This is a genomic window from Streptomyces sp. NPDC002779 (genome assembly GCF_042888685.1).
Taxonomy (GTDB): domain Bacteria; phylum Actinomycetota; class Actinomycetes; order Streptomycetales; family Streptomycetaceae; genus Streptomyces.
The window spans coordinates 505,259-529,104 of the sequence record NZ_JBIAQC010000003.1; the positions used below are offsets into that span (position 1 = coordinate 505,259).

A 23,846-nucleotide genomic window follows, 5' to 3' on the forward strand; every position below is an offset into this window, starting at 1 on the left:
GCCGGGTGTCCAAAACGCCGGTGAGAGCACAGGCCAAGGGGGCTGGGCGGGTGGTTGTACGTCGTGATTCCGCTGTGGGCGAACAAGACCCCGGTGGCGCAAGGAAACCGGCAAAAGCGGCAAAGCGTACGCCGGCTGTGGCGAAGAAGACGGCGCCCGTAAAACAAACCGCCGTGAAGCAGGCTGCCGCCAAACAGACCGCCGTGAAGCCCGCGAAGGCCGAGTCGCGCACCGCCCTGGTCCGCCGGGCCCGCCGCATCAACCGCGAACTCGCCGAGGTCTACCCGTACGCCCATCCCGAGCTGGACTTCGAGAACCCCTTCCAGCTCCTGGTCGCCACGGTCCTGTCGGCCCAGACCACGGACCTGCGGGTCAACCAGACCACCCCGTCCCTGTTCGCGAAGTACCCGACCCCCGAGGACCTGGCCGCGGCCAACCCCGAGGAGGTCGAGGAGATCCTGCGCCCGTGCGGGTTCTTCCGGGCCAAGACCCGATCGGTCATAGGGCTGTCCAAGGCCCTGTCGGAGGAGTTCGGCGGCGAGGTGCCGGGACGGCTCGAGGACCTCGTCAAGCTGCCCGGCGTCGGCCGCAAGACCGCCTTCGTGGTGCTCGGCAACGCCTTCGGGCGGCCCGGCATCACCGTGGACACCCATTTCCAGCGGCTGGTACGGCGCTGGCAGTGGACCGAGCAGACCGACGCCGACAAGATCGAGGCGGAGATCGGCGCGCTGTTCCCCAAGAGCGACTGGACCGACCTCTCGCACCACGTGATCTGGCACGGCCGCCGTATCTGCCACGCCCGCAAACCGGCCTGCGGCGCCTGCCCCATCGCCCCGCTCTGCCCCGCGTACGGCGAGGGCGAGACTGACCCGGAGAAGGCGCAGAAGCTGCTCAAGTACGAGAAGGGCGGTTTCCCCGGCCAGCGTCTGAAGCCCCCGCAGGCCTATCTGGACGCGGGCGGCAGGGCGGCCCCGCCGCTGGGGACCGGATGACGGGCGGCCGTCGGCAGCGAGGCCCGGGGTCGTCCCTGGAGCGGCCTCAGGGGTCTTCTCAGGGGCGATCTCAGGGGCCGGCCCAGGAACGATCCAGGCGGGGCCCGGCGTTGGACACGGCAGAACGACGGGGGTGGCGATGACGCGCGCGAGCAACACACAGGGCGGGCCGGTGGCGCTCAGCAAGGAGGGCCTGCCCGGCTGGCTGGATCCGGTGGTGCGCGCCGTGGAGACGGTCCAGCCGGTGCAGCTGAGCCGGTTCCTGCCGCCGGAGGACGGCGCCGGGCGGCAGTCCGCGGTGCTGATCCTGTTCGGTGAGGGCGAGCGCGGCCCCGAACTGCTGCTGATGGAGCGGGCGAGCTCGCTGCGCTCGCACGCGGGCCAGCCCTCCTTCCCCGGCGGTGCCCTCGACCCCGAGGACGGCGACCCGAAGGCCGACGGGCCGCTGCGAGCCGCTCTGCGTGAGGCCGAGGAGGAGACCGGGCTCGATCCGTCCGGCGTGCAGCTCTTCGGCGTCCTGCCCCGGCTGTACATCCCGGTCAGCGGCTTCGTCGTCACCCCGGTGCTGGGCTGGTGGCGCGAGCCGACTCCGGTCGGTGTCGTCGATCCGAACGAGACGGCCCGGGTCTTCACCGTCCCCGTGGCGGATCTCACGGATCCCGCCAACCGCGTCACCACCGTCCACCCCAGCGGCCACCGCGGTCCGGCATTTCTGGTCGAATCGGCCCTGGTGTGGGGGTTCACCGCCGGGATCATCGACCGGTTGCTGCACTTCGCGGGCTGGGAGCTGCCCTGGGACCGGGAGAACCAGGTCCCGCTGGACTGGCGGTCATGACAGGGTGGACGCCGTGTTCCGCAATCCGGGGGGCGTGAAGTGACGAGGCGAGGCTTGAAGCGGTGAACGTGCTGGACATCCTGCTGCTGGTCGCCGCGGTGTGGTTCGCGATCGTCGGCTACCGCCAGGGCTTCGTCGTCGGCATCCTGTCGGTGATCGGTTTCCTCGGCGGCGGTCTCGTCGCCGTCTATCTGCTCCCGGTGATCTGGGACGCCATGACGGACAACTCAGAGGTGAGCACGACCGCCGCCGTCGTCGCCGTGATCGTCGTCATCGTCTGCGCCTCCGTCGGCCAGGCACTGACCACCCACCTGGGCAACAAGCTGCGCCGGTACATCACCTGGTCCCCGGCCCGCGCCCTGGACGCCACCGGCGGCGCCCTGGTCAACGTCGTCGCGATGCTCCTGGTGGCCTGGCTGATCGGCTCGGCGCTGGCCGGCACCACCCTGCCGACGCTCGGCAAGGAGGTCCGCAACTCCAAGGTGTTGCTCGGGGTCTCCCGGGCGCTGCCCGCGCAGGCCGACACCTGGTTCGCGGACTTCTCCTCGGTCCTCGCGCAGAACGGCTTCCCGCAGGTCTTCAGCCCGTTCTCGAACGAGCCCATCACCGATGTCCAGCCCCCCGACCCGGCCCTGGCGAACAGCAAGGTCGCCGCCCGCGCGAAGCGATCCATCGTCAAGGTCGTGGGCACCGCCGACAGTTGCGGCAAGGTCCTGGAGGGCACCGGCTTCGTCTACGCCGACCGCCGGGTGATGACCAACGCGCATGTGGTGGGCGGCGTCGACGAACCCACCGTCCAGATAGGGGGGGAGGGCCGCAAGTACGACGCGCGGGTCGTCCTGTACGACTGGAAGCGCGACATCGCCGTACTCGACGTACCCGATCTGGACGCGCCCGCGCTGAAGTTCACCTCCACCGACGCCCGCAGCGGCGACGACGCGATCATCGCCGGCTTCCCGGAGAACGGCGCGTACGACGTGCGCGCGGCCCGGGTCCGCGGCCGTCTCCCGGCCAACGGCCCGGACATCTACCACCGCGGCACCGTGCACCGCGACGTCTACTCGCTGTACGCGATCGTCCGCCAGGGCAACTCCGGCGGCCCGCTGCTCACGCCCGACGGCAAGGTGTACGGCGTGGTCTTCGCGAAGTCACTCGACGACGCCGACACCGGCTACGCGCTCACCGCGGACGAGATCCAGGACGACATCGCCGCCGGCCGCACCGCCAACCAGCAGGTGGACAGCGACAGCTGCGCGCTGTGAGCCGGGTGGAACCCGCCCGAGGAGTTCAGCCGCGGGGGTGACGCAGGCGTACCGAGACCCAGCGGGCCCGGCGGCGCAGGATGCGCGGAATGCCCACCCTGGGGTCGGTGCCCGCGAGCTGCGGGGCGGCACCGCCTTGGCGGGGGCTCCGGGCGTTGCCCGAGCGGCGAGTGCGTGCTACGTCACTGTAGTCGTGCGTCCAGCCCATACCCCGACGTCTGCCCCCGCCCCAAGGTCGATAACCGCTCCCAGGGCCCCCAATTGGCCTATGCGCCGGGCAATTGGCTGTTCGTAGTACAGGTGTTCAGATGCGGATACCGGGTGCGTCGGAACGGTCACCGATCCGGTTCGGGATCCTTCAGCCAATTGATCAGTTCGGTAGAGAAAGCGACCGGGTCCTCTTCCTGCGGGAAGTGTCCGAGTCCGTCGAACAGGCGCCAGCGGTAGGGGGCTTCGACGTACTCACCGGATCCGGCCGCGCTGCGGGTGCGCATCACCGGGTCGAGCGAACCGTGCAGATGAAGGGTCGGCACCCGGACCGGGCGCTTCATCCGCCGGTTGAACTGGATGCCGTCGGGACGGGCCAGGGAGCGGACCATCCAGCGGTACGGCTCGATCGAGCAGTGCGCGGCGGAAGGGATGCACATCGCGCGGCGGTACGTGTCCACCGCGTCGTCCTCCGGCAGCCGCGGCCCGGACCAGTCCCGGACGAGCCGGCCCACCAGCGCCCCGTCGTCGGCGGTGAGCCGGCGCTCCGGGATCCAGGGCCGCTGGAACCCCCAGATGTAGGAGCCCGCGGCCGTCTGCTTGACGTCGGAGAGCATCGCCGAGCGCCAGCGCCGCGGATGCGGCATGGACGCCACCGCCAGCCGCCGCACCAGCTTGGGGCGCATCACGGCCGCCGTCCACGCCAGATAGCCGCCGAGGTCGTGGCCGACGAGGGCGGCGTCCGGCTCGCCCAGGGAGCGGATCACGCCGGTGATGTCGAGCGCCAGGTTGGCGGGGTCGTAGCCGCGCGGGGTGCGGTCGCTGCCGCCGACGCCGCGCAGGTCCATGGCGACGGCCCGGAACCCGGCATCGGCGAGCGCCGGCAACTGGTGCCGCCAGGTCCACCAGAACTGCGGGAATCCGTGCAGGAGCAGGACCAGCGGCCCGTCACCCATCTCGGCGATATGGAAGCGCGCGCCATTGGCGGCCACGTCCCGATGGGTCCAGGGACCATCGAGTCGTACGACCGAGGCGGGTTGTGCCGAAGGGGTGGGGGCCGGGTCCGTCATGACGATGAGCGTGCCACAGCCTCGATGGCGGCGGGCGACCGGTCCTCCAGGGCCGGCGCCGGACGCGGGTGCGGCTTGGCCTTCTGCAGGACGCCCGCGGACTCCTTCATCGAGGCGGCGACCTTCTGGGGGCCCTTGCTCTTCTTGGCCTTCTTCGCGAACAGGACCCCGATCAGCGCGAGGACCACGGCGATCAGGACGTTCGCGGCGAAGGACAGCAGGAAGCAGATGGCGAGATTCCAGTCGCTCCAGGTGTGAATGCCGTACGCCAGTGCGAAGTTGAGCATCGGCAGGGAGAACACCAGCACCCCGCCCGCCACCATGAACGCGCCGCCGCTGGTCGCCCCGCGCTTGACGTCCTGCTTGAGCTGGGCCTTGGCCAGCGCGATCTCGTCGTGCACCAGCGCCGACATGTCGGTCGTCGCCGAGGCGAACAGCTGGCCGATGCTGCGTTCGGCGCCGACCGGGCTGCCGTCGGGTGCGCTCATCGCGTTCTCCCTGTTCTGACCCTGTGGGTGAGGTCTCGTCTTTTGTACCGTCCCGTCAGATCATGCCCGACGGTCGTCCTCCTCGCCTGCCCCACCCGTCACTTCGGCAAGCCGTGCCTGTTCGGCGGCCTTTACTTCGGCGAGCCGGCGGTGCTCGGCGGCCTTGGCGTCGTGGATGGCCGCCATCCGCAGGTGGTACGCCGGGTCGTCCTCCTCGTAGATGTCGGGGATGCCGGAGAGGTCCTCGTCGCGCTCCTCGGCCTCGGTCAGCTGGCGGTACCGGCGGTTCCGCATCTTCAGCAGCACCGACGCCAGCGTGGCCGCGATGAGGGAGCCCAGCAGAACGGCCGCCTTGACCTCGTCGGTCAGGGCGGTGTCGCCCTCGAAGGCGAGTTCGCCGATGAGCAGCGAGACGGTGAAGCCGATCCCGGCCAGGGACGCCACGGCGAACACATCGGCCCAGGCCAGGTCGTCACTGAGCGACGCCTTGGTGAAGCGGGCCGTGAGCCAGGTACCGCCGAAGATGCCGACCGCCTTGCCGACCACGAGTCCGAGCACCACCCCCAGCGTCTCGGGCTGGGTGAACACCTCGCCGAGCGCCCCGCCGGAGAGGGTGACACCAGCGCTGAACAGCGCGAACAGCGGCACGGCCAGGCCCGCCGAGAGCGGCCGGACCAGGTGCTCGATGTGCTCGCCGGGGGAGTGCTTCTCGCCCTCGCGCCGAGTGCAGCGCAGCATCAGGCCCATGGCGACACCGGCGATGGTGGCGTGGACGCCGCTGTTGTACATCAGTGCCCAGATGACGAACGCGAGCGGCAGGTAGACGTACCAGCCGCGGACGCCCTTGCGCAGCAGCAGCCAGAAGACGACCAGGCCGAGGACGGCGCCGCCGAGCGCGGCGAAGTCGAGCTGGTCGGTGAAGAAGACCGCGATGATCAGGATCGCGAAGAGGTCGTCGACGACGGCCAGGGTGAGCAGGAAGGCGCGCAGCGCGCTCGGCAGTGAGGTGCCGATGACGGCGAGCACGGCCAGCGCGAAGGCGATGTCGGTGGCGGTGGGTACGGCCCAGCCGCTCAGGGAGCCGCCGCCGGCGACAGCGGTGAGGGTGTAGACGAGCGCCGGCGCGGCCATGCCGCACAGCGCGGCTACCACCGGCAGTACGGCGGCCTTGGGGTCCCGCAGCTCACCGGCCACCAGCTCACGCTTGAGCTCGATCCCGGCGACGAAGAAGAAGATCGCGAGCAGCCCGTCGGCGGCCCAGTGCTCGATGGACAGGTCCAGGCCGAGGGCCGCGGGCCCGATGTGGAAGTGGCTGACGCTGTCGTAGCTGTCCCGCAGCGCGGGGATGTTCGCCCAGAGCAGGGCGGCGACGGCGGCGACGAGCAGCAGCACACCGCCGACGGTCTCGGCGCGCAGCGCGTCCGTGACGAAGGTCCGCTCCGGCAGCGACAGCCGGCCGAAGACCTTGCGGGGGGTGCGGGGCGCGGACACGGGAACCTCCGGTGAGTGGGCAGCACAAACACTTGCCGACCAGACTTCCCGGCGCACCTTGAGGGTCTTACGTGATGTTTAGCTTATCTAACGTACGGCGGGGCCGCACGCCCGGTACCCCTGCCGGACCGGCGCGGGGGAACGCCCGGCGCGGTGGGGCGCCGGGCGTCCGCAGAGCCGCGGAGGTCAGTCCTCGCTCGGTGCCGCCGGGAGCTTGGCCTGGATGAGGTCCATGACCGTGGAGTCGGTGAGCGTGGTGACGTCTCCCAGTTCGCGGTTCTCGGCGATGTCCCGCAGCAGGCGGCGCATGATCTTGCCGGAGCGGGTCTTGGGCAGCTCGGCCACCGGCAGGATCCGCTTCGGCTTGGCGATCGGCCCGAGGGTGGCGCCGACGTGGTTGCGCAGCTCCGCCACCAGGTCCTCGGTCTCGGCGGCCGTACCGCGCAGGATCACGAAGGCGACGATGGCCTGCCCGGTCGTCTCGTCCGCCGCGCCGACGACGGCCGCCTCGGCGACCGACGGATGCGACACGAGCGCGGACTCGACCTCGGTGGTGGAGATGTTGTGGCCGGACACCAGCATCACGTCGTCCACCCGGCCCAGCAGCCAGATGTCGCCGTCGTCGTCCTTCTTCGCGCCGTCCCCGGCGAAGTACTTGCCCTCGAAGCGCGACCAGTACGTGTCCAGGAACCGCTGGTCGTCGCCCCAGATGGTGCGCAGCATGGACGGCCACGGCTCGGTCAGGACCAGGTAGCCGCCACCGCCGTCGGGCACCTCGCGGGCCTCGTCGTCGACGACGGTCGCGCAGATGCCGGGCAGCGGGGTCTGGGCCGAGCCGGGCTTGGTCTGGGTGACGCCGGGCAGCGGCGAGATCATCATCGCGCCGGTCTCCGTCTGCCACCAGGTGTCCACGATCGGGGTGCGGTCGCCGCCGATGTGCTTGCGGTACCAGATCCACGCCTCGGGGTTGATCGGCTCACCCACCGAGCCCAGCACCCGGAGGCTGCTGAGGTCGAACTTGGCGGGGATGTCGTCGCCCCACTTCATGAACGTACGGATGGCGGTGGGGGCCGTGTACAGGATCGTCACCCCGTACTTCTGCACGATCTCCCAGAACCGGCCCTGGTGCGGGGTGTCCGGCGTGCCCTCGTACATCACCTGGGTGGCGCCGTTGGCGAGCGGCCCGTAGACGATGTAGGAGTGCCCGGTGACCCAGCCGACGTCGGCGGTGCACCAGTACACGTCCGTCTCGGGCTTGAGGTCGAAGACGGCGTGGTGGGTGTAGGCGGCCTGGGTGAGATAGCCGCCGGAGGTGTGCAGGATGCCCTTCGGCTTACCCGTGGTCCCCGAGGTGTAGAGGATGAACAGCGGGTGCTCGGCCCCGAAGGCCTCCGGGGTGTGCTCGGCGCTCTGCCGCCCGACGATCTCGTGCCACCACACGTCCCGGTCCGCGTCCCAGGCGACTTCCTGGCCGGTGCGCTGCACCACGAGCACATGCTCGACGGTGCCCGCCTTGGTGACGGCCTCGTCCACGGCCGGCTTCAGCGCGGACGGCTTGCCCCGCCGGTAACCGCCATCGGAGGTGATCACGACCTTGGCGTCGGCGTCCTGGATCCGGGTGGCGAGCGCGTCGGCGGAGAAGCCGCCGAAGACCACCGAGTGCGCGGCGCCGATCCGGGCACACGCGAGCATCGCGACGGCAGCCTCGGGGATCATCGGCAGGTAGACGGCGACCCGGTCGCCCTTCCGCACACCCAGTTCCAGCAGCGCGTTCGCCGCCTTGGAGACCTCGTCCTTCAGCTCCGCGTAGGTGATCGCGCGGCCGTCGCCGGGCTCGCCCTCGAAGTGGATGGCGACCCGGTCCCCGTGTCCGGCCTCCACATGCCGGTCCACGCAGTTGTAGGCGACGTTGAGCTCGCCGTCCTTGAACCACTTCGCGAACGGCGGGTTCGACCAGTCCAGCGTCTCCGTCGGTTCCTTGGCCCAGCTCAGGCGGCGGGCCTGCGCGGCCCAGAAGCCGAGCCTGTCAGCCTTGGCCTGTTCGTACGCCTCCACCGTGACGTTGGCGTTCGCGGCCAGGTCAGCGGGCGGCGCGAAGCGTCGCTCCTCCTTGAGGAGGTTGGCCAGGCTTTCGTTGCTCACGACATCTCCCTTTCCCAGGGTGTCCGTTGTGTCCCAGGCCACAGCTCATCAGACCCGGGGGCCCGGTGACAAGGGCCGACGGGAAATTGGTTTAGACCTGTGTGGCTGTGTCCACGGCCGTGGTGCGGCACTCGCTGTCATCCGTACCCACGGACGCTGACCAGGCGGAGTTCAGCCTCTGGCCTGCTTTTCCCGCTCCGGACCCCGGGCCGCCCCTCAGACCGGCACCTCCTCCGCCCGTACGTGGTCGAAGACCTGGCCCTCGTCCGCTCCGGTGAGCAGGTACGCCTGCGCCTCACCCACGTGGAAGTACATCCCGTGCAGCTCCACCGCCCCCTCGCGCAGGGCCCGGGCCACCGACTCATGGGCCCGCAGATGCTCCAACTGCTGCACCACGTTGGTCAGGCTGAGCTGCTCGACCGCGTCCGCCGGTGCCCGCCCCGCCAGCCGGGGCCACGGCCGGCCGGCGTCGGCCATGCGCTCCAGGCTCGGCCTCCCGTGCCGCAGCCACCGCTTGAGCGGGGTCGCCGCGCCCTCCGGCTCGGCGGCGAGCAGCGCCTGCATGGCTCCGCACCCGGAGTGCCCGCACACGGTGATGGAACGCACCTTCAGCACCTCCACCGCGTACTCGATCGCGGCCGCCACCGAGTCGTCCCCCCACTCCTCGCCGGGCCGGGTGTCTCTCGCGGCGTCGGCCGGGGGCGGAACGAGGTTGCCCACATTGCGCACCACGAACAGGTCCCCGGGACCACTGGAGGTGATCATCGAGGTGACCAGACGTGAGTCGGCACAGGTGAGGAAGAGCTGCGAGGGCCGCTGCCCCTCCCGCGCCAGCCGCGCCAGCTCCCCGCGCACCAGGGGTGCGGTGTGGCGCTGGAACGCGCTGATACCACGCGCCAGTTCATGCCCGCTGCGGCCGCGGTCCGGTCCCGGCGTACCGCCTCCGGCGCCGTCGCCGTCGCCGGGACCGTCCTGCCGTGCGCCGGAAGCGGGCCCGAGGTGGGGCTGCTCGCACTGGTGGTTGCGCCAGGGCGTCCAGGGGCGGCACCGGCAGCCGGCGGAAGCGGCCGCCTCGGCCGACCCGGGTTCGTTGTGCACGGTGGTGGGGACCCCCGGTTCGGAGATCTTGAGCCCCGCGCGGCGGCCGGTCAGCTCGACGGAGCCGCCCCGCGCGGTGTGCGTGTTCTGCCAGTCCTGGAGCGTCTCGTACGCCGCGTGGTCCATGAAGGACCCGTCCAACTCCACGACGGCAGGCGCTCCGTGGGGTACGAGATGCAGGGCCCGGCTGAGCCGCGGGACCGCGAGGAACGTCAACTGGCCCCGGACGTGTACGTGATGGACTCCGTCCTGCTCGTCGTGGGTGATCCGGGTGCGGGCGAGGCGGTGCAGGGAGACGGCGACGGCGACGGCGATCCCCAGCGCCACGCCCTCCAGGACGCCGAAGAAGACCACGCCGGCGGTGGTGACGGCATAGACCAGCACTTCGCGGTGGCGGGTCACCGTGCGGATGTGGTGCAGGGACACCATCTGGATGCCGACGGCCATCACCAGGGCGGCGAGCGAGGCGAGCGGGATGAGCTCCAGGAGCGGGACCATCAGCAGGGTGGCGACTACTACGAGAACGCCGTGCAGCATCGTGGAGTTCCGGCTCACGGCACCCGCGTGCACATTCGCCGACGTCCGCACCGCCACTCCCGCCACCGGCAGCCCGCCGAGGCCGCCGGAGACGATGTTGGCGGCGCCCTGGCCGAGCAGTTCGCGGTCGAGGTCGGAACGGCCGACGGGGGCGGGCGGGCCGGGGCGCCCGGCCACCAGCTTGTCGGCGGCGACCGCGCCGAGCAGCGACTGCACACTGCAGACGAGGGTGGTGGTCAGCACGGCCGCCACGACGCCGAGCACCGGGCCCTCGGGGAGTCCCGCGAGGGCGTGGCTGCTCCAGGACGGCAGGTCCACCTTGGGCAGCCGGAACCCCGCGAGCGAGGCGGCCGCGGTGGCTCCGGCGACGGCGACGAGCGCGGCCGGGATCTTGCGCAGCAGGCGGCCGGCCCGGCCGGGTAGGCGCGGCCAGAGCAGCAGCAGCGCGAGGGTGAGCGCGCTCACCGACAGGGCGGCCGGGTGCAGATCCGCCAACTGGGCGGGCAGGGCCCGCAGATTGTCGGGGACGGAGCTTTGCGGGGTGCCGCCGAGGACGATGTGCAGCTGGGCGACGGCGATGGTGACGCCGATGCCGGCGAGCATGCCGTGCACGATGGCGGGGCTGACCGCGAGTGCGGTGCGCGCCACGCGCAGGCAGCCGAGGCCGAGTTGGGCGAGTCCGGCGAGCACGGTGATGGCGCAGGTGGTGCGCCAGCCGTAGCGCTGGATGAGGTCGGCGGTGACCACCGTGAGACCGGCGGCCGGGCCGCTGACCTGAAGCGGGGAGCCGCCGAGCCGGCCGACGACCAGCCCGCCGACGGCGGCGGCCACGAGACCGGCCTGGAGGGGCGCGCCGGTGGCGAGGGCGATGCCCAGGGACAGCGGCAGGGCGATCAGGAAGACCGCGATCGACGCGGACACATCGGCGCCGGCGAGCCGGAATCGGCGGGGGCGCGTGGGCGGCGTACTGGGGGACTGGGTGCGCTCGGTCCGAGTGGGGTCGGTGGCGCGGGTAGGGACGCAGGCTGACATGGATTCCCGTCTCCTCCGGGGCAGCGCGGTCGCGGATCTGGTGGTCCCCCGCCCGGTCGGCGGGGGGTCGGGTCGCGGCCGTGGGTCACGGCGTGCAGCGGCGGGATGAATCAACGCTCGGTAAACGGATCGTAATGCAGAGTAAAGGGCGAGCATAGAGTTTCCGGGCAAATGGGCGAATAACTCACCGGAATGAGTGAAGTGGCCCATTGGTCGGCTTGTCGTACTAATTCCTTCTTGGTCCCGTGCGACCTTGGCGGCGCTGTCGGCATTTTCCCGGCAGATCACCAGAAAACGCCCAGTCAGCGTTGGCCTGAGAGAAGGAAGTAGGTGGGCGGAACATGGCCGCCATCCAGAGGATCGCCGCGGGCGCCGTGGTCGCCGCGGTCTGTGCCGCATCAATCGCCGGCTGCGGAATCGGCAGCGACGGCACCGAGGAAGGGGTCTCCGGCCCGCAGAAGGCCAAGCCGGCCCAGGCGCCGCCCAAGAGCGCGGTCCGCCTGATCGGCGACGGCTCGACCGCGTACACCGGAGCCCAGCCGCACCTGCCCAGGCCCGAACGGCTGAAGCCCGGGCAGAAACCGCCGCAGTTCGTGGTGTTCTCCTGGGACGGCGCGGGCGAGGACGGGCAGAAGCTGTTCTCCCACTTCCGCAAGGTCGCCCGGGACAACAACGCGACGATGACGTACTTCCTCAGCGGCGTGTACATGCTGCCCGAGCACAAGCGCGATCTGTACCGGCCGCCGCAGCACTCACCGGGCCGCTCCGACATCGGCTTCAACGACGAGCAGGGCATCGCCGCCACCGTCGAGCAGCTGCGCGGCGCGTGGCTGGAGGGCAACGAGATCGGCACCCACTTCAACGGCCACTTCTGCGGCAAGGGCCGCGGGGTCGGCGAATGGTCGGTCGAGGAGTGGAAGGACGAGATCGCCCAGGCGAAGCAGTTCGTGAAGTCCTGGAAGACCAACACCGGTCTGAAGGACGCCTCCCCGCTGCCCTTCGACTACGAACGCGAGCTCATCGGCGCCCGCACGCCCTGCCTGGAGGGCCAGGAGAACTTCATGCAGGCCGCCCGGGAACTCGGCTTCCGCTACGACACCAGCGGCGTCAACAACCAGGTCTGGCCCAAGAAGAAGCAAGGCCTGTGGGACCTGTCGATGCAGCTCGTGCCGTTCCCCGGGCACACCTTCGAGCAGCTGACCATGGACTACAACTTCATGGTCAACCAGTCCGGCACCACCAGCCAGGGCGACCCCGACAAGTACGAGTTGTGGGGCGACCAGATGCGCGACGGCCTGCTCCAGGGCTTCCGCCGGGCCTACGACGGCAACCGCGCGCCCCTGATCATCGGCAACCACTTCGAGTCCTGGAACGGCGGCACGTATATGCGGGCCATCCAGGAGGTCATCGAGAACGTGTGCACCAAGGAGGAGGTGCGCTGCGTCTCCTTCCGGCAGCTCGCCGACTGGCTGGACGCGCAGGACCCGAAGGTGCTGGCCAAGCTCACCACCCTGCCGGTCGGCCAGGCCCCGAAGCAGGGCTGGGAGTCCTTCCTGTCGGACCGCCCGGCCCCGGCGCCCAAGGGCGTCCCCGGGGCACCGGCGGCCCGGCAGTAGCGCCGCTCAGGCGGGAGCGGTGACGCTCTCGCCGAGCACGAATGCGGGGTCGACCTGCGCGGCGAGGTCGGCCCCGGTCCGCTCGTTCCCCCAGGACTGCGCGTTCTTCAGATGAAAGTGCACCATCTGGCGGGTGTAGCGCTCCCAGTCCCGGCTCTCGTAGGTGGCGTCCACGGCCTCCTGCAACCGGTGCAGGGCGCTGCGGTTGGCCTCCTCCAGGAGCTCGAACCGGGGCGGGCGGCCCTTCTCCATGGAGCGCACCCAGTCCGAGTGCCCGACCGTGACGAGCAGGTCGTCCCCGGCTTCCGCGCGCAGGAAGTCGAGGTCCTCCGGTCCGTGCACCTTGTTGCCGACGACCTTCAGCCGCACGCCGAAGTCGCGGGCGTACTCCTTGTACTGGCGATAGACGGAGACCCCCTTCCGGGTCGGCTCGGCGACGAGGAACGTCATGTCGAAGCGGGTGAACATGCCGGAGGCGAAGGAGTCCGAGCCGGCGGTCATGTCGACCACGACGAACTCGTCGCGCCCGTCCACCAGGTGGTTCAGGCACAGCTCCACCGCTCCCGTCTTGGAGTGGTAGCAGGCGACCCCCAGGTCGGCGTCGGTGAAGGGGCCGGTGACCATCAAACGGACGGTGCCGCCGTCGAGTTCCACCGGCCGGGCGCAGGCGTCGTAGACCGGATTGTCCTCGCGCACCCGCAGCAGCCGGGAGCCCTCGCCGGGCGGGGTCGTCTTGATCATCGTCTCGGCGGAGGAGATCCGCGGGTTCGCGCCGCGCAGGTAGTCCTTGATCAGGGGGAGCCGGTCGCCCATCGCCGGCAGGGCGGCCGCCTCGGGCTCGTCCAGGCCGAGCGCGGCCCCCAGGTGCTGGTTGATGTCGGCGTCGATCGCGACCACCGGCGCCCCGGTCGCGGCGAGGTGCCGGATGAACAGGGACGACAGGGTGGTCTTGCCGCTGCCGCCCTTCCCGACGAAAGCAATTTTCATGTTCAGTAAGCGTAGTGGCGGCCCGGGCGCCTGGGGCGGGCAAACGTGAAGAAGGCCACTCGATCGTGGGGCCGGGCACTGGAATGCGTAATGTCGTACTCATGAGTACGACAGGCGCGACCGCCGATCCGCTCGCGGCCCTGGGTGCGCTGCCCGGCGTGGCCGAGTCCGTGGAGTCCGTGCGCAAGGCCGTGGACCGGGTCTACGGGCACCGGGTCATGCGGCGCCGCAGCAACGCGATCACCTCCGAGGCGGCGCTGCGCGGGGCCCGCGGCTCGGCGGCGCTGTCCGGCGCCGACTGGGCCCTGGAGGAGGTGCGCAGGCGCACCGACTTCAGCGGGGACGACGAGGCGCGCCTGATGGGCGCCGCGCTGCGGCTGACCGCGGAGGCGGGCCAGCTGCTGTCGATTTGGCGGCAGTCGCCGCTGCGCGTGCTGGCCCGGCTGCACCTGGTCGCGGCGGCGACCAACGGGCCGGAGGTCGGGCGCCCGCGCCAGGCCGGCGAGCCGGTCGACGAGCCGCTCGTCGAGCTGCCGCTGCCCGGCGCCGACGAGGTCCACGGCCGGCTGGACGGCCTGTCCGAGCTGATCATCGCGGGCGGGTCCGCACCGGCGCTGGTGACCGCCGCCGTGGTGCACGGCGAGCTGCTGGCGCTGCGCCCGTTCACCTCCCACAACGGCCTGGTCGCGCGGGCGGCCGAGCGCATCGTGCTGGTGGGCAGCGGTCTCGACCCGAAGTCGGTCTGCCCCTCGGAGGTCGGCCACGGCGAACTCGGCCGCGCGGCCTACCTCGCGGCGCTCGACGGATACGTCTCCGGCACTCCCGAGGGCGTGGCCGCCTGGATCGCCCACTGCGGCAAGGCGATCGAGCTGGGCGCGCGCGAATCGACGGCGGTGTGCGAGGCGCTTCAGCGCGGGGCGGCGTAGAAGTCCTCGGGAAAAGGGTTGCGGCGGTACGAAGAGATTCGTACCGCCGCTGGCATGTTCACCGGGTTACCAAGCGTCCTCGATATGTTGCCCATCAGGTCGGGGACTTTGCCCGTGCCCTGGTGCGGCTGGCCCGTAATCGACGGGTCGACGTCGCGTGGGTGCCCGGTGTCCATGCTCGGTCCGTGGGGCCAGTTGCGGTGTAAAGGTGATCCTCGCGGATGCCCTTGGTCTCGCGGGCCGTTGAATCCTTTCTACTCCAGGTCCGGAGCAAGCGGAAGCCCTGGCTGCCGTTCTTTACTTTTGCGTTCAAACAGGAGCTAAACGGGCGGGGGTCTGCCGAACCGGCCCAAGGGTCGGCAACGGCGCAGGTCAGGCCAGTGCGGTGCGGCGGCGACTGGTGTACCAGACGAGCCCCGCGGTGGCCGCCGCCGCTCCCACAGCGGCCGCCACGACGAGCGCCGGACGGGTCGGGACGGAGAACCCGGGCAGCCGCTGCTTGAGCCGGACCGGGCGGTGGAAGTCGAGAATGGGCCACCCGCGCGCGAGTGCCTCGCGGCGCAGCGCGCGGTCCGGGTTCACGGCGTGCGGATGGCCGACGGACTGGAGCATCGGCACGTCGGTCGCCGAGTCGCTGTAGGCATAGCAGCGGGAGAGGTCGTACCCCTCGGACGCGGCGAGCTCCTTGACCGCCTCGGCCTTCGTCGGGCCGTACGCGTAGTACTCCACCTCGCCGGTGAAGCAGCCGTCGTCGCCGACGACCATGCGGGTGGCCACCACGCGGTCGGCGCCGAGCAGCTCGCCGATGGGCTCCACCACCTCCGCGCCCGATGTCGACACGATCACGACATCGCGGCCCGCGGTGTGGTGCTCCTCGATGAGGGAGGCTGCCTCGTCGTAGATGATCGGGTCGATCAGGTCGTGCAGGGTCTCGGCGACGATCTCCTTGACCTGCTGGACGTTCCAGCCGCGGCACAGCGCGGACAGGTACTCGCGCATGCGCTCCATCTGATCGTGGTCGGCGCCGCCCGCGAGGAACACGAACTGGGTGTACGCGGTCCGCAGGACGGCCCGGCGGTTGATCAGACCGCCTTGGTAGAACGACTTGCTGAAGGTGAGCGTGCTCGACTTCGCAATGACCGTCTTGTCCAGGTCAAAGAAGGCCGCTGTGCGGGGCAAGGAGTGGTTTTCCACGACCCTGAGCATAGGCGCAGCCCATTCGGCGTAAGGTGGGGCGCGTGGGTTTGCCTGAGAGGCCTCTCGGGTACACCATGGAAGTCACGGATCGTTCGCGACCGTGCTAACCCGGCCCGGCTCCTCCCCCCCCGAGTCGGCCGTGGAGACGACCCCCGCTCTCCCCCCCGGCGGGGGTCGTCGCATGTCCGGGTGCGTTTTCCCCCTTCTTTGACCGACCGCGAGGTCGCAGCGAGGCGGCTCAGGCCGCCCCTTCGGCATGCCCATGATCCGTCACTGTGGGTAGTCGGTGGACTGCTCTCCGGAAGTCGTACGGGACCAGTACACGGGTCACCGGTATGGGTGACGGCGATATTCACAACCATCGAGTTGTCCACAGTTATCGACCAAGATCCACACGATTTCCGGCATCGCTGCACCGTGTTTCCCAACGCGTCCCGCCGGGGCGGACTTCATGACCGGTTCCGGTTAGTCGGGCGCGTTTGGCCGGTTCGTATCGGCCGCTCATACGGAGACCGGACGCCGGTTCTCCGCACCTTTGGGAATCGCGTGGCCGCAGGGGCCCCGCGACAGACGCGACACAGGGGGATGCCATGGCCGCTGCCGCCACCCAAGAACCGCCGCCCGCCGCCTCGGGGCGGCCGGGAGCACCGCTGATCGTCACCGAGGACGCCGGCCTGCTGGACGACCTGCTGCGGCTGTGCGCGGCAGCGGGCGCCACGCCCGAGGTCCATCACGGCGTCCCCGAACCGCGCGGGAACTGGGAGACCGCACCGCTGGTCCTGGTCGGCGACGACGCCGCCCGCCGGGTGCGCGGCGCGCCGCGCAGACGGGGCGTGGTGCTGGTCGGCCGGGACCAGGACGACTCCGGGGTATGGCGGCGGGCCGTCGAGATCGGCGCCGACCATGTCCTGATGCTCCCGGACGGGGAGCAGTGGCTGGTCGACCGCATCGCCGACGTGGCCGAGGGCGTGGGCCGGCCCGCCCTCACCGTCGGCGTGATCGGCGGGCGGGGCGGGGCCGGTGCGTCCACGCTCGCGTGCGCCCTGGCCGTCACCTCCGCGCGGGAGGGACTGCGCACCCTGCTCGTGGACGCCGATCCGCTGGGCGGCGGACTCGACGTACTCCTCGGCGGCGAGACCGCAGAGGGGCTGCGCTGGCCGGCTTTCGCCGCCTCACGCGGACGGGTCGGGGGCGGCGCCCTGGAGGAGTCGCTGCCCCGGCTGCACAACCTGCGGGTGCTCAGCTGGGACCGCGGGGACTGCGTTGCCGTCCCGCCGCAGGCCGTACGGGCGGTGCTGGCCGCCGCCCGGCGCCGCAGCGGCACGGTCGTCGTCGACCTGCCGCGCCGGATCGACGACGGCGTCGCCGAAGTGCTCGCCCAGCTCGACCTCGGCATCCTCGTCGTCCCCGGCGAACTGCGCGCCGTTGCGGCCGCCGGACGGGTGGCCTCCGCGGTCCGGATGGTGCTCGGGGACCTGCGGGTGGCGGTACGCGGGCCGTACGCGCCCGGCCTCGACGACCGCGAGGTGGCCCGGCTCCTCGGACTGCCGCTGGCCGGAGAAGTGCCGGTCGAAGCGGCGCTGAGCCGCCCGCAGAACGGCAGGACGCCGCCCGCCGCGGCCGGACGCGGACCGCTGGCGCGCTTCTGCCGCACCTTCTGGGAGCGGGCACTGCTGGAGGCGGGGACGGCATGAGCACGTACCTGGGACAGGAGGCGCTCGCGGCCGGATCCGACATGACACCGGCGCTGCTCGACGGTGTGCGACGCAAGCTCGCGGAGAGCGGGGCCGAGCCGACCCCCGCGCGCGTGGCGCAGGCGCTGCGCGAACAAGGGCGCGTGCTCGGGGACGCCGAAATCCTCGGCGCCGCGCAGCAGTTGCGGTCCGAACTGGTCGGCAGCGGGCCCCTGGAACCGCTGCTCGCCGACCCGTCGGTCACCGATGTGCTGGTCTCGGCCCCGGACCGGGTCTGGGTGGACCGCGGCGGCGGCCTGGAGCTGACCGACGTCCGCTTCCACGACGCGGCGGCCGTACGACGCCTCGCGCAACGGCTGGCCGCGGTGGCCGGACGGCGCCTGGACGACGCGCGGCCCTGGGCCGACGCCCGGCTGCCCGACGGGACCCGGCTGCACGCCGTGCTGCCCCCGGTGGCCGTCGGCTGCACCTGCCTGTCCCTGCGGGTGGTACGGCCGCGTGCGTTCACGCTGGACGAGCTGGTGGCGGCGGGCACGGTACCGCCGCGCGGGGACCGGGTGCTGCGGGCGCTGATCGAGGCGCGGTTGTCCTTCCTCATCAGCGGCGGCACCGGCAGCGGCAACCCCAAAGTCGTTTTGTAACGCCTTTAAATGGATCTTGCTCGGAGGAGCGCAAATCGGCGCGTGGAAATGCCTCTGACCTGTGGCTTTGCGGGCTGGGTCGGCGTTTTCTGTGATCGCCTTCGAATCCAAGGTGGCGGACTAAGTGCCCTCCCTGCGGTGTGATCTCGCGGATCCTGCCCCCTGCTAGCCCCGGCCTGGGAGCCTGGCGTGCGTCGACTCATTCAGGAGGTAGTGGTGCCCGAAGATCCGACTGGCGGCTACGTCACGAACCCGCGCGAGACCAAGCACCTGATGACCCAGAACATCGAGGACGTGACGCGGTTCATGGAAGGTGCCGAGATGCTCGGCACGGGGCTCCAAGTCCGACGCGTCGCTATTCCAAAGGGGCACCACGACCCCTACGTCTTCCAGGAGTGGTGGGAGGTGCGAGTCTTCGACGACCCGCATCTCGGTCGGGAGTACAAACCCGAGTAGATGCGATGCGAAGCGGCCCCGGTCGGCGGTTGAGGTCGCCGTCCGGGGCCGCGGTGAGTGGTCAGGCGTGGGCCTGGACGATCAGCGTGCCGATGTGTCCGGCCTTCGGGGCGTGCACGACCGTCGCCTCAGCCGCCGCGAACCCGGCCCGGGTTAGCAGCCGCTCCCACACGGCGGGCTTGTAGCTGTACCGGTAGGTGAACATGGCCTTCCCCGCGAACCCGCCCTTGTACATGCCCTGCGGCCCATACGCGCCAGGGATGGCCGGCGGCTGAGAGAACACGAAGACACCGCCCGGGGCGAGGTGCTCGTGTACGAGGGGGAAGAGGCGGGTGGGGTCGGTGAACCAGGCCGCGCCGAAGATGGAGTACACGGCGTCATACCGGCCCTCGTCGGCGGCAAGCCAGTTGAGGATCTCGCCCTGCTCGATCCGTACACCGAGCGGCGCCCACTTCTCGCCTGCCCGCTGCACCATGCGCGGCGACAGGTCCACGCCGGTTGCCTTGACTCCCTGCTGTGCGAGGTGGGCCAGCGCGCGGCCGGTGCCGCATCCGATCTCCAGCACGGACTCCGGGGCGGCCAGGAGTTCCGGTCCGGGGCCGTGGCCGGCGTACTGGGTCCAGCAGAACGACGGCTCTGCGTCGTCCTTGAACGCCGACTCGGCGAAGGCGTCCCACAGTTCGGTCTCGGCGGCGATGTCGTGCGGTACGGGCACAGCGTGTTCCTCTGGTTGTCGAGATGCGGGAGCCCCCGCCCTCGGGAAGCCGTGAGGGCGGGGGCGACTGTAGCGGGGTCAGTGGCTGTCGGGGACCTTGTCGTCGCACGGGGAGCAGTCCGCGCCGTCGATGGCCCACAGCTCCTCGTCGATCCCCCAGCCCTGGGAGCGGAGGAAGTCGCCGGTGCGCAGGCACAGGCCGTCGCGGCGGCGCTCGATGAACGGGGCGTGGTGCTTGAACCGGCCGCCGTTGTAGAGGCGGCAGATGCCCCACCAGACGGGCGTGTCGAGGATGAGCTGATGGACGCCGATGTCGACGAGCTTGCCCACTCCGAGGTGTTGGCCGGGGTTCTCGATGGAGCCCATGACGTACATGACGGCGTTGCCGAGAATCCGTTCGGCCATGTCGCGGACCATGGTGTGGTCGCGCAGGAGCAAGGCGATCTCGCGGTCCCAGATGGTCATGCCGGAGTCGAAGATGTTGACGGTCAACTCGGTGATGTGCGGCGCGACCGCATTGAGGAGTTCCTGCGGGTCACGGGTGCGGGCAGCGGCGGGACGTTCTAACGCGACGGTCACGTTGTCCTCCTGGTGTGGACGGCGCCTCCGGTCGGAGGCGTCTGGCCCGCCCGCTGGTGAAGGGCGGGAGTCTGTGAGGGGCGCGACGGCCGCCCGCAGCCCGACAGGGGCGGGCAGGCGTACACGTCGACGCTCAGGTCGTGCGCACCGGACTGTCCTCGCGCGCGGCCGGCGGGTACTCCGCCGGTGGCGGCGAGGGATGCGCCGCAGAGGCAGCAGGCCCAGCCCGAGTACTGCGCCCACGTGAGCACAGAGGATGGCGGCGGGGTCGGCGGCGTCACGGCTTCCCGCCCAACAGACCCCACAGCCCGGTCTCGTCGGCGGTCAGTCCGGCGCGCTGGCAGAGGCCGGTGAGGATCGACCAGCCGGGTCCGTGGCTGTGGATGAGCGGGAGCGGGTCGTGCCCCTGGGCGGTGATGCGGATGCGGTCGCCTGCCGTGGAGAGCGTCATCTCGACGGCGGGGGCGCCCGACCCGAGTACCGCGACGAACAGCTCGTCGGCGACGAGCGGGGCATCGGGGTGCGTCACACGGCCGCGGGTCCAGATGCGGACATGGGCTGCCTCGATGGGCTCGCCCTTGAACGCCTTCTGCCACGTGTGACCCGATTCGGGCATGACTGTACCCCGCAGACGGTGGCTATCTGAGTACGGATAGTGCTTATCTGTACTCAGATTGTCGGCGGAGTTGGCGCCGGTCAAGGGGGAGGGGAGAGTATGTGTACTCAGATTGACGCGATCACGTGGACAGGTGGTACGGCAGTGGCACAGCCCGAGTACCTGCGCATCGCCGCTGAGCTGCGGCAGCGCATCGCCTCCGGTCAGCTCGCGCCCGGCGATCAGCTGCCGACACTGCCCGCCCTGTGTGCGTCATATGGCGTATCGGAGACCACCATCCGGAACGCGCTCCGTCTCCTCGCTACCGAGGGCCTGATCGAGACCCGGGCCCGCGCAGGCACTCGGGTCCGTCCGCGGCCGCCGATCCACCGCATGGCGGCCGACCGCTACCGCTCCACACCTGGCGCCAAGTCCACGCCCTACACGAAGGACCAGGGCATCGGCTGGTCCGAGTACCGGCTCGACAAGCGGTTCGAGCGCGTCCAGGCCGACGCCGAGCTGGCAGCCCTGTTCGAGTGCGAGGTCGGCGAGCGGCTCCTGGCCCGGCACTTCGTGTTCTACGACAACGACCAGCCCACCCAGATGAGCACCAGCTACGTGCGCTGGTCGGACGTCGCCGGTACACCGGTCGCCGACCCGATCAACGAGCCGTGGCCGGGCGGGACCCGGGCGCAGCTGGGCAGCCTCGGCATCCGAGTCACGCAGATCACCGAGAGCTTCACCGCGGGCATGCCCACCGAGCTGGAGGCGGCGACGCTCCGCATCGGCTCCGGCGTCCCGGTCCTGCGCTACACGCGGCGGCACATCGCTGACACCGGCCGCGTGGTCGAGGTCGCGCACCCGATCGTGCGGCGCGGTGACACCACCGTCGTGGACTTCCGCATCGAGCTCGACGACTGAAGGGGCGGAGGACTCTTTCGACCCCTGGACGCACGAAAGCGGCCCCGCCCTCCCGAGGGAGAGCGGGGCCGCGATCAAGAGCCGATGTCGTGCAGATAGGGACGGACCTCGTCGGGTACGGGCTGCGGCGGCGGAGGCGGCTCCAGCTGCGCCTGCCGCATGTACGCGACCAACGACCGAGCCCAACCGGCGATGTACCGCAGCGCGTAGTCCTGGGCATTGATGCGGACCCTGTCGGCCTCGGCTTGCTGCCGGTCCTGCTCGGCCTCCCGCTCCAGGCGCGCGATGTGCTCGCCCAGCTTGTCAGTCACCGCACTGAAGTCATCGCGTCTCTCGGCCCCCCTCGCGCGCCGAGGCTGCCGCCGGCCGATAACAGTTGTGATGACACCGCCGGCCGCCGTGACGAGGGCGACGGCCAGGGCGCTCAGGGCGGTCAGCATCTCAGGTCTCACGCGGTCGCTCCGTCCGTGCCGGAGGCTCGTCCCAGCCGATCGCGACCAAGCAGACCGCGCCGAACGCGCCGAAGATCAAGGCGGCCACCCATCCCCGCTGGTAGTCGTCGAGCGGCCACCAAGCCACCAGGTAGGACATCGACCAGGGCGCGGTGATCGCCCAGACGGCCAGGAACCCGGGCCAGTCCCGGCGCGGCGGGAGCCACGCGCAGACCAGGGCGATGGCTCCGGCCGTGATCCATGCCCACCCCCAGACCTCCAGCGGCCAGAGCTTGAGCAGCAGGCGCAGGCCGCTGGTGTCCCGGACTGGCTCGACGAGCTGACCGGACCCGTAGAGGGTGGCGATGGTGCCCTTCATCGTGAGAAGGGCGCCGCGGCGGCCCAGCCGCCTGGCCAGCAGCCGAGCCCCCGCGCGCATCAGACGTCCGTCTGCGTCTTGTTGGGCACCGCCCACGTGAAGCCGAGCGCGGCCAGGACGGCGATCAGGGCCGCCCAGCCCTCGGCCGCGGTGACGGTGTCGTCGGTGACGGCGACGGACAGAGAGCCCCCGCCGGCGGCAATGGCGGACACGGCCGCCTTGGCGTACTTCGAGATCCTCATCGGGACTCCTTCTCCAGCGCTGTGACGCGCTTCTCCAGGGCGGTCAGCCGCTCCTCAGTGGTAGGCGGCTGGGGCTTGGGGGCCGGCGGCTTCGGGGCGGTCGGCGACCAGGACGCGGGGTGCTTGAGCCGCTCGGCGACGCGGCCGCGCAGCTTCTCCATGTCCACGCCCGCCGGGTCCGGCTTGCCGGGCTGCCACTCCTTGTGGGCGATGACCGACTCGGCGGACCACCCGTGGGCGCGGCAGAGCGCGGCGGACACGCGGACCATGGCCTCGACCTGGTCGGCGGGCCAGCTCTGGCCGCCGCCCGTGTTGATCGCCTCGAACCCGTAGAAATGCCGGTTGCCGTCGGTGTCCGTCTCGTTGTCGACCGGCAGGTCCGCGTCCTCGCGGACGACCGCGGCGAGCACGTCGCCATCGCCGGCCCCGGCGTGGTTGGCGCGGCCGTAGCCGACGAGGTGGACGGTGCCGGAGCGGTCGATGACGCCGTGGCAGAGCGGCCCCGGCAGCCCGGAGTAGCCCTTACGGCACAGCTCGACCATGCCCTTCTCCGTGGAGTACGGGCCGGTGTGGTGCTGCATCACGCCGTTGACCGGCCCCCACGGGCCGCGGCTGTTGCGGTTGTGGGTGCGCCAGCTGCCGACCTCGACGACCTTGACGCCCTCGGCGCGGAGTGCCGCGAGGAAGGTAGCTGCGGGCAGGGGTGTGGCCATGCGTGCTCCAGACATGCGGAACGCCCCGGCCGGTCGGCGCGGGGCGGAGGGTGGGCAGGGCTACGCGGGGCGGGCGAACTCGATCTCCAGCGTCGGCCGGGTGCCGCCGGTCGCGGTGTCGAGGTTCGAGCCGGTGCTGTGCCCGGGGGCGAGCTGGATGTAGTCGCCGACGGCCAGCAGAGTCGTGAGGTAACCATCTTCGGTATGGACCACGTTGGTGGCGGCGATCGCGGACCGGAAGTGGCCGCCGGGCAGCAAGGTGCCGTTGCCGAAGATCCCCAAGGCCCTCGCGGTGCCTGGGGTGGCCGTGGCGTTGAAGGAGATTTTCGCGTTGATCTTGTACCAGCCTGCGAGCTGGCAGGTGTAGCGGGTGGGGCTGCCCGAGGACCAGCCGCCTAGGTCGTCGAGTGGGATGGATTCCCAGCTGAGGGCGTTCGCGCCGTCCGGGTTGCCGGATCCCGTGCTGGGGATGGACTGGGACGTGTCCCTGGTGGCCCGGAAAACCGTCCGTCCCACCAGGGCGGCGCTGTTGGCCCGCGCTTCCGTGATGATCATGCCGGGCTGCCAGACAGGGAACTCGATGAACGTCACGGCGGTCCT

Annotated in this window: 24 protein-coding genes and 1 pseudogene; 9 read left to right on the forward strand and 16 right to left on the reverse strand. The window is 71.0% G+C overall.

Going from position 1 to position 23,846, the window contains the following annotated elements; all coding sequences use genetic code 11:
- Window positions 1-50: 50 nt before the first annotated feature.
- The 3 genes from nth to ACFYW5_RS12150 all read left to right on the forward strand — a co-directional run bounded on the left by nth (window position 51) and on the right by ACFYW5_RS12150 (window position 3,089).
- Window positions 51-992: an endonuclease III gene (gene nth, locus ACFYW5_RS12140; RefSeq protein ID WP_389416836.1), complete on the forward strand. Its 942-nt coding sequence runs from the start codon at window positions 51-53 to the stop codon at window positions 990-992.
- Window positions 993-1,131: 139 nt separating this feature from the next.
- Window positions 1,132-1,827: an NUDIX hydrolase gene (locus ACFYW5_RS12145; protein WP_389416837.1), complete on the forward strand. Its 696-nt coding sequence runs from the start codon at window positions 1,132-1,134 to the stop codon at window positions 1,825-1,827.
- 62 nt (window positions 1,828-1,889) lie between these two features.
- A complete protein-coding gene (locus tag ACFYW5_RS12150; RefSeq protein WP_389416838.1) occupies window positions 1,890-3,089 on the forward strand; it encodes a MarP family serine protease in 1,200 nt (399 codons plus the stop codon).
- A 25-nt stretch (window positions 3,090-3,114) separates the two neighbouring features.
- Here the strand turns inward: ACFYW5_RS12150 and ACFYW5_RS12155 are convergent, their stop codons facing one another.
- The 6 genes from ACFYW5_RS12155 to ACFYW5_RS12180 all read right to left on the reverse strand — a co-directional run bounded on the left by ACFYW5_RS12155 (window position 3,115) and on the right by ACFYW5_RS12180 (window position 11,154).
- A complete protein-coding gene (locus ACFYW5_RS12155; RefSeq protein WP_389416839.1) occupies window positions 3,115-3,297 on the reverse strand; it encodes a hypothetical protein in 183 nt (60 codons plus the stop codon).
- A gap of 127 nt (window positions 3,298-3,424) precedes the next feature.
- Window positions 3,425-4,366, reverse strand: a complete 942-nt coding sequence (locus ACFYW5_RS12160) for an alpha/beta fold hydrolase (protein WP_389416840.1) — start codon at window positions 4,364-4,366, stop codon at window positions 3,425-3,427.
- Window positions 4,363-4,854: a phage holin family protein gene (locus ACFYW5_RS12165; protein WP_389416841.1), complete on the reverse strand. Its 492-nt coding sequence runs from the start codon at window positions 4,852-4,854 to the stop codon at window positions 4,363-4,365. The genes ACFYW5_RS12160 and ACFYW5_RS12165 overlap by 4 nt, the downstream gene beginning before the upstream one ends.
- 60 nt (window positions 4,855-4,914) lie before the next feature.
- Window positions 4,915-6,345, reverse strand: coding sequence for a Na+/H+ antiporter NhaA (gene nhaA / locus ACFYW5_RS12170; RefSeq protein ID WP_389416842.1), 1,431 nt, complete (start codon window positions 6,343-6,345; stop codon window positions 4,915-4,917).
- Between the two features lie 186 nt (window positions 6,346-6,531).
- Complete coding sequence (gene acs / locus ACFYW5_RS12175; protein ID WP_389416843.1) at window positions 6,532-8,487, reverse strand: acetate--CoA ligase; 1,956 nt, start codon at window positions 8,485-8,487, stop codon at window positions 6,532-6,534.
- Window positions 8,488-8,703: 216 nt separating this feature from the next.
- Entirely contained in the window at window positions 8,704-11,154 is a 2,451-nt protein-coding gene (locus tag ACFYW5_RS12180) for a SulP family inorganic anion transporter (RefSeq protein ID WP_389416844.1), read from the reverse strand.
- Window positions 11,155-11,495: 341 nt separating this feature from the next.
- On the opposite strand from ACFYW5_RS12180, the gene ACFYW5_RS12185 reads away from it, so the two are divergent.
- Window positions 11,496-12,770, forward strand: a complete 1,275-nt coding sequence (locus ACFYW5_RS12185) for a hypothetical protein (protein WP_389416845.1) — start codon at window positions 11,496-11,498, stop codon at window positions 12,768-12,770.
- Between the two features lie 6 nt (window positions 12,771-12,776).
- Here ACFYW5_RS12185 and ACFYW5_RS12190 read toward each other — a convergent pair whose 3' ends face one another.
- On the reverse strand, window positions 12,777-13,757 hold the full coding sequence (locus tag ACFYW5_RS12190) for an ATP-binding protein (protein WP_389416846.1): 981 nt from the start codon (window positions 13,755-13,757) through the stop codon (window positions 12,777-12,779).
- Window positions 13,758-13,858: 101 nt separating this feature from the next.
- On the opposite strand from ACFYW5_RS12190, the gene ACFYW5_RS12195 reads away from it, so the two are divergent.
- Window positions 13,859-14,683: an oxidoreductase gene (locus ACFYW5_RS12195; protein ID WP_389416847.1), complete on the forward strand. Its 825-nt coding sequence runs from the start codon at window positions 13,859-13,861 to the stop codon at window positions 14,681-14,683.
- Between the two features lie 372 nt (window positions 14,684-15,055).
- On the opposite strand, the gene ACFYW5_RS12200 is transcribed toward ACFYW5_RS12195, so the two are convergent.
- Window positions 15,056-15,889, reverse strand: a complete 834-nt coding sequence (locus ACFYW5_RS12200) for an HAD family hydrolase (RefSeq protein WP_389416848.1) — start codon at window positions 15,887-15,889, stop codon at window positions 15,056-15,058.
- A gap of 581 nt (window positions 15,890-16,470) precedes the next feature.
- On the opposite strand from ACFYW5_RS12200, the gene ssd reads away from it, so the two are divergent.
- The 3 genes and pseudogenes from ssd (at window position 16,471) to ACFYW5_RS12215 (ending at window position 18,671) form a co-directional block, all read left to right on the forward strand.
- Complete coding sequence (gene ssd, locus ACFYW5_RS12205) at window positions 16,471-17,574, forward strand: septum site-determining protein Ssd (RefSeq protein ID WP_389416849.1); 1,104 nt, start codon at window positions 16,471-16,473, stop codon at window positions 17,572-17,574.
- A pseudogene (locus tag ACFYW5_RS12210) lies at window positions 17,571-18,194 on the forward strand (ATPase, T2SS/T4P/T4SS family); the annotation flags it as partial. The gene ssd and the pseudogene ACFYW5_RS12210, both read left to right, overlap by 4 nt.
- 210 nt (window positions 18,195-18,404) lie before the next feature.
- The gene (locus tag ACFYW5_RS12215) at window positions 18,405-18,671 is read left to right on the forward strand and encodes a hypothetical protein (RefSeq protein WP_389416850.1); all 267 of its coding nucleotides are present in this window, start codon (window positions 18,405-18,407) and stop codon (window positions 18,669-18,671) included.
- A 61-nt stretch (window positions 18,672-18,732) separates the two neighbouring features.
- On the opposite strand, the gene ACFYW5_RS12220 is transcribed toward ACFYW5_RS12215, so the two are convergent.
- The 3 genes from ACFYW5_RS12220 to ACFYW5_RS12230 all read right to left on the reverse strand — a co-directional run bounded on the left by ACFYW5_RS12220 (window position 18,733) and on the right by ACFYW5_RS12230 (window position 20,581).
- Window positions 18,733-19,386: a class I SAM-dependent methyltransferase gene (locus ACFYW5_RS12220; protein ID WP_389416851.1), complete on the reverse strand. Its 654-nt coding sequence runs from the start codon at window positions 19,384-19,386 to the stop codon at window positions 18,733-18,735.
- A gap of 78 nt (window positions 19,387-19,464) precedes the next feature.
- The gene (locus ACFYW5_RS12225) at window positions 19,465-19,965 is read right to left on the reverse strand and encodes a hypothetical protein (protein ID WP_389416852.1); all 501 of its coding nucleotides are present in this window, start codon (window positions 19,963-19,965) and stop codon (window positions 19,465-19,467) included.
- A 277-nt stretch (window positions 19,966-20,242) separates the two neighbouring features.
- A complete protein-coding gene (locus tag ACFYW5_RS12230) occupies window positions 20,243-20,581 on the reverse strand; it encodes a hypothetical protein (protein ID WP_389416853.1) in 339 nt (112 codons plus the stop codon).
- 144 nt (window positions 20,582-20,725) lie between these two features.
- On the opposite strand from ACFYW5_RS12230, the gene ACFYW5_RS12235 reads away from it, so the two are divergent.
- Window positions 20,726-21,481, forward strand: a complete 756-nt coding sequence (locus ACFYW5_RS12235; protein WP_389416854.1) for a GntR family transcriptional regulator — start codon at window positions 20,726-20,728, stop codon at window positions 21,479-21,481.
- 74 nt (window positions 21,482-21,555) lie between these two features.
- Here the strand turns inward: ACFYW5_RS12235 and ACFYW5_RS12240 are convergent, their stop codons facing one another.
- The 5 genes from ACFYW5_RS12240 to ACFYW5_RS12260 all read right to left on the reverse strand — a co-directional run bounded on the left by ACFYW5_RS12240 (window position 21,556) and on the right by ACFYW5_RS12260 (window position 23,837).
- Window positions 21,556-21,792: a hypothetical protein gene (locus ACFYW5_RS12240; protein WP_389416855.1), complete on the reverse strand. Its 237-nt coding sequence runs from the start codon at window positions 21,790-21,792 to the stop codon at window positions 21,556-21,558.
- Between the two features lie 130 nt (window positions 21,793-21,922).
- Entirely contained in the window at window positions 21,923-22,351 is a 429-nt protein-coding gene (locus ACFYW5_RS12245; RefSeq protein ID WP_389416856.1) for a hypothetical protein, read from the reverse strand.
- A complete protein-coding gene (locus ACFYW5_RS12250) occupies window positions 22,351-22,533 on the reverse strand; it encodes a hypothetical protein (protein WP_389416857.1) in 183 nt (60 codons plus the stop codon). Before ACFYW5_RS12250 ends, ACFYW5_RS12245 begins: the two co-directional genes overlap by 1 nt.
- The gene (locus tag ACFYW5_RS12255) at window positions 22,530-23,246 is read right to left on the reverse strand and encodes an N-acetylmuramoyl-L-alanine amidase (protein ID WP_389416858.1); all 717 of its coding nucleotides are present in this window, start codon (window positions 23,244-23,246) and stop codon (window positions 22,530-22,532) included. Before ACFYW5_RS12255 ends, ACFYW5_RS12250 begins: the two co-directional genes overlap by 4 nt.
- 60 nt (window positions 23,247-23,306) lie before the next feature.
- The gene (locus ACFYW5_RS12260; RefSeq protein WP_389416859.1) at window positions 23,307-23,837 is read right to left on the reverse strand and encodes a hypothetical protein; all 531 of its coding nucleotides are present in this window, start codon (window positions 23,835-23,837) and stop codon (window positions 23,307-23,309) included.
- Between the last annotated feature and the right edge of the window lie 9 nt (window positions 23,838-23,846).

Coding starts and splice junctions, on each gene's coding strand:
- ACFYW5_RS12145 (WP_389416837.1), top strand. CDS start 1,132: ATGACGCGCGCGAGCAACACACAGGGCGGGCCGGTGGCGCTCAGCAAG.
- ACFYW5_RS12155 (WP_389416839.1), bottom strand. CDS start 3,297: ATGGGCTGGACGCACGACTACAGTGACGTAGCACGCACTCGCCGCTCG.
- ACFYW5_RS12160 (WP_389416840.1), bottom strand. CDS start 4,366: ATGACGGACCCGGCCCCCACCCCTTCGGCACAACCCGCCTCGGTCGTA.
- ACFYW5_RS12165 (WP_389416841.1), bottom strand. CDS start 4,854: ATGAGCGCACCCGACGGCAGCCCGGTCGGCGCCGAACGCAGCATCGGC.
- ACFYW5_RS12180 (WP_389416844.1), bottom strand. CDS start 11,154: ATGTCAGCCTGCGTCCCTACCCGCGCCACCGACCCCACTCGGACCGAG.
- ACFYW5_RS12185 (WP_389416845.1), top strand. CDS start 11,496: ATGGCCGCCATCCAGAGGATCGCCGCGGGCGCCGTGGTCGCCGCGGTC.
- ACFYW5_RS12190 (WP_389416846.1), bottom strand. CDS start 13,757: ATGAAAATTGCTTTCGTCGGGAAGGGCGGCAGCGGCAAGACCACCCTG.
- ACFYW5_RS12195 (WP_389416847.1), top strand. CDS start 13,859: ATGAGTACGACAGGCGCGACCGCCGATCCGCTCGCGGCCCTGGGTGCG.
- ACFYW5_RS12200 (WP_389416848.1), bottom strand. CDS start 15,889: ATGCTCAGGGTCGTGGAAAACCACTCCTTGCCCCGCACAGCGGCCTTC.
- ssd (WP_389416849.1), top strand. CDS start 16,471: ATGGCCGCTGCCGCCACCCAAGAACCGCCGCCCGCCGCCTCGGGGCGG.
- ACFYW5_RS12230 (WP_389416853.1), bottom strand. CDS start 20,581: ATGCCCGAATCGGGTCACACGTGGCAGAAGGCGTTCAAGGGCGAGCCC.
- ACFYW5_RS12245 (WP_389416856.1), bottom strand. CDS start 22,351: ATGCGCGCGGGGGCTCGGCTGCTGGCCAGGCGGCTGGGCCGCCGCGGC.
- ACFYW5_RS12250 (WP_389416857.1), bottom strand. CDS start 22,533: ATGAGGATCTCGAAGTACGCCAAGGCGGCCGTGTCCGCCATTGCCGCC.
- ACFYW5_RS12255 (WP_389416858.1), bottom strand. CDS start 23,246: ATGGCCACACCCCTGCCCGCAGCTACCTTCCTCGCGGCACTCCGCGCC.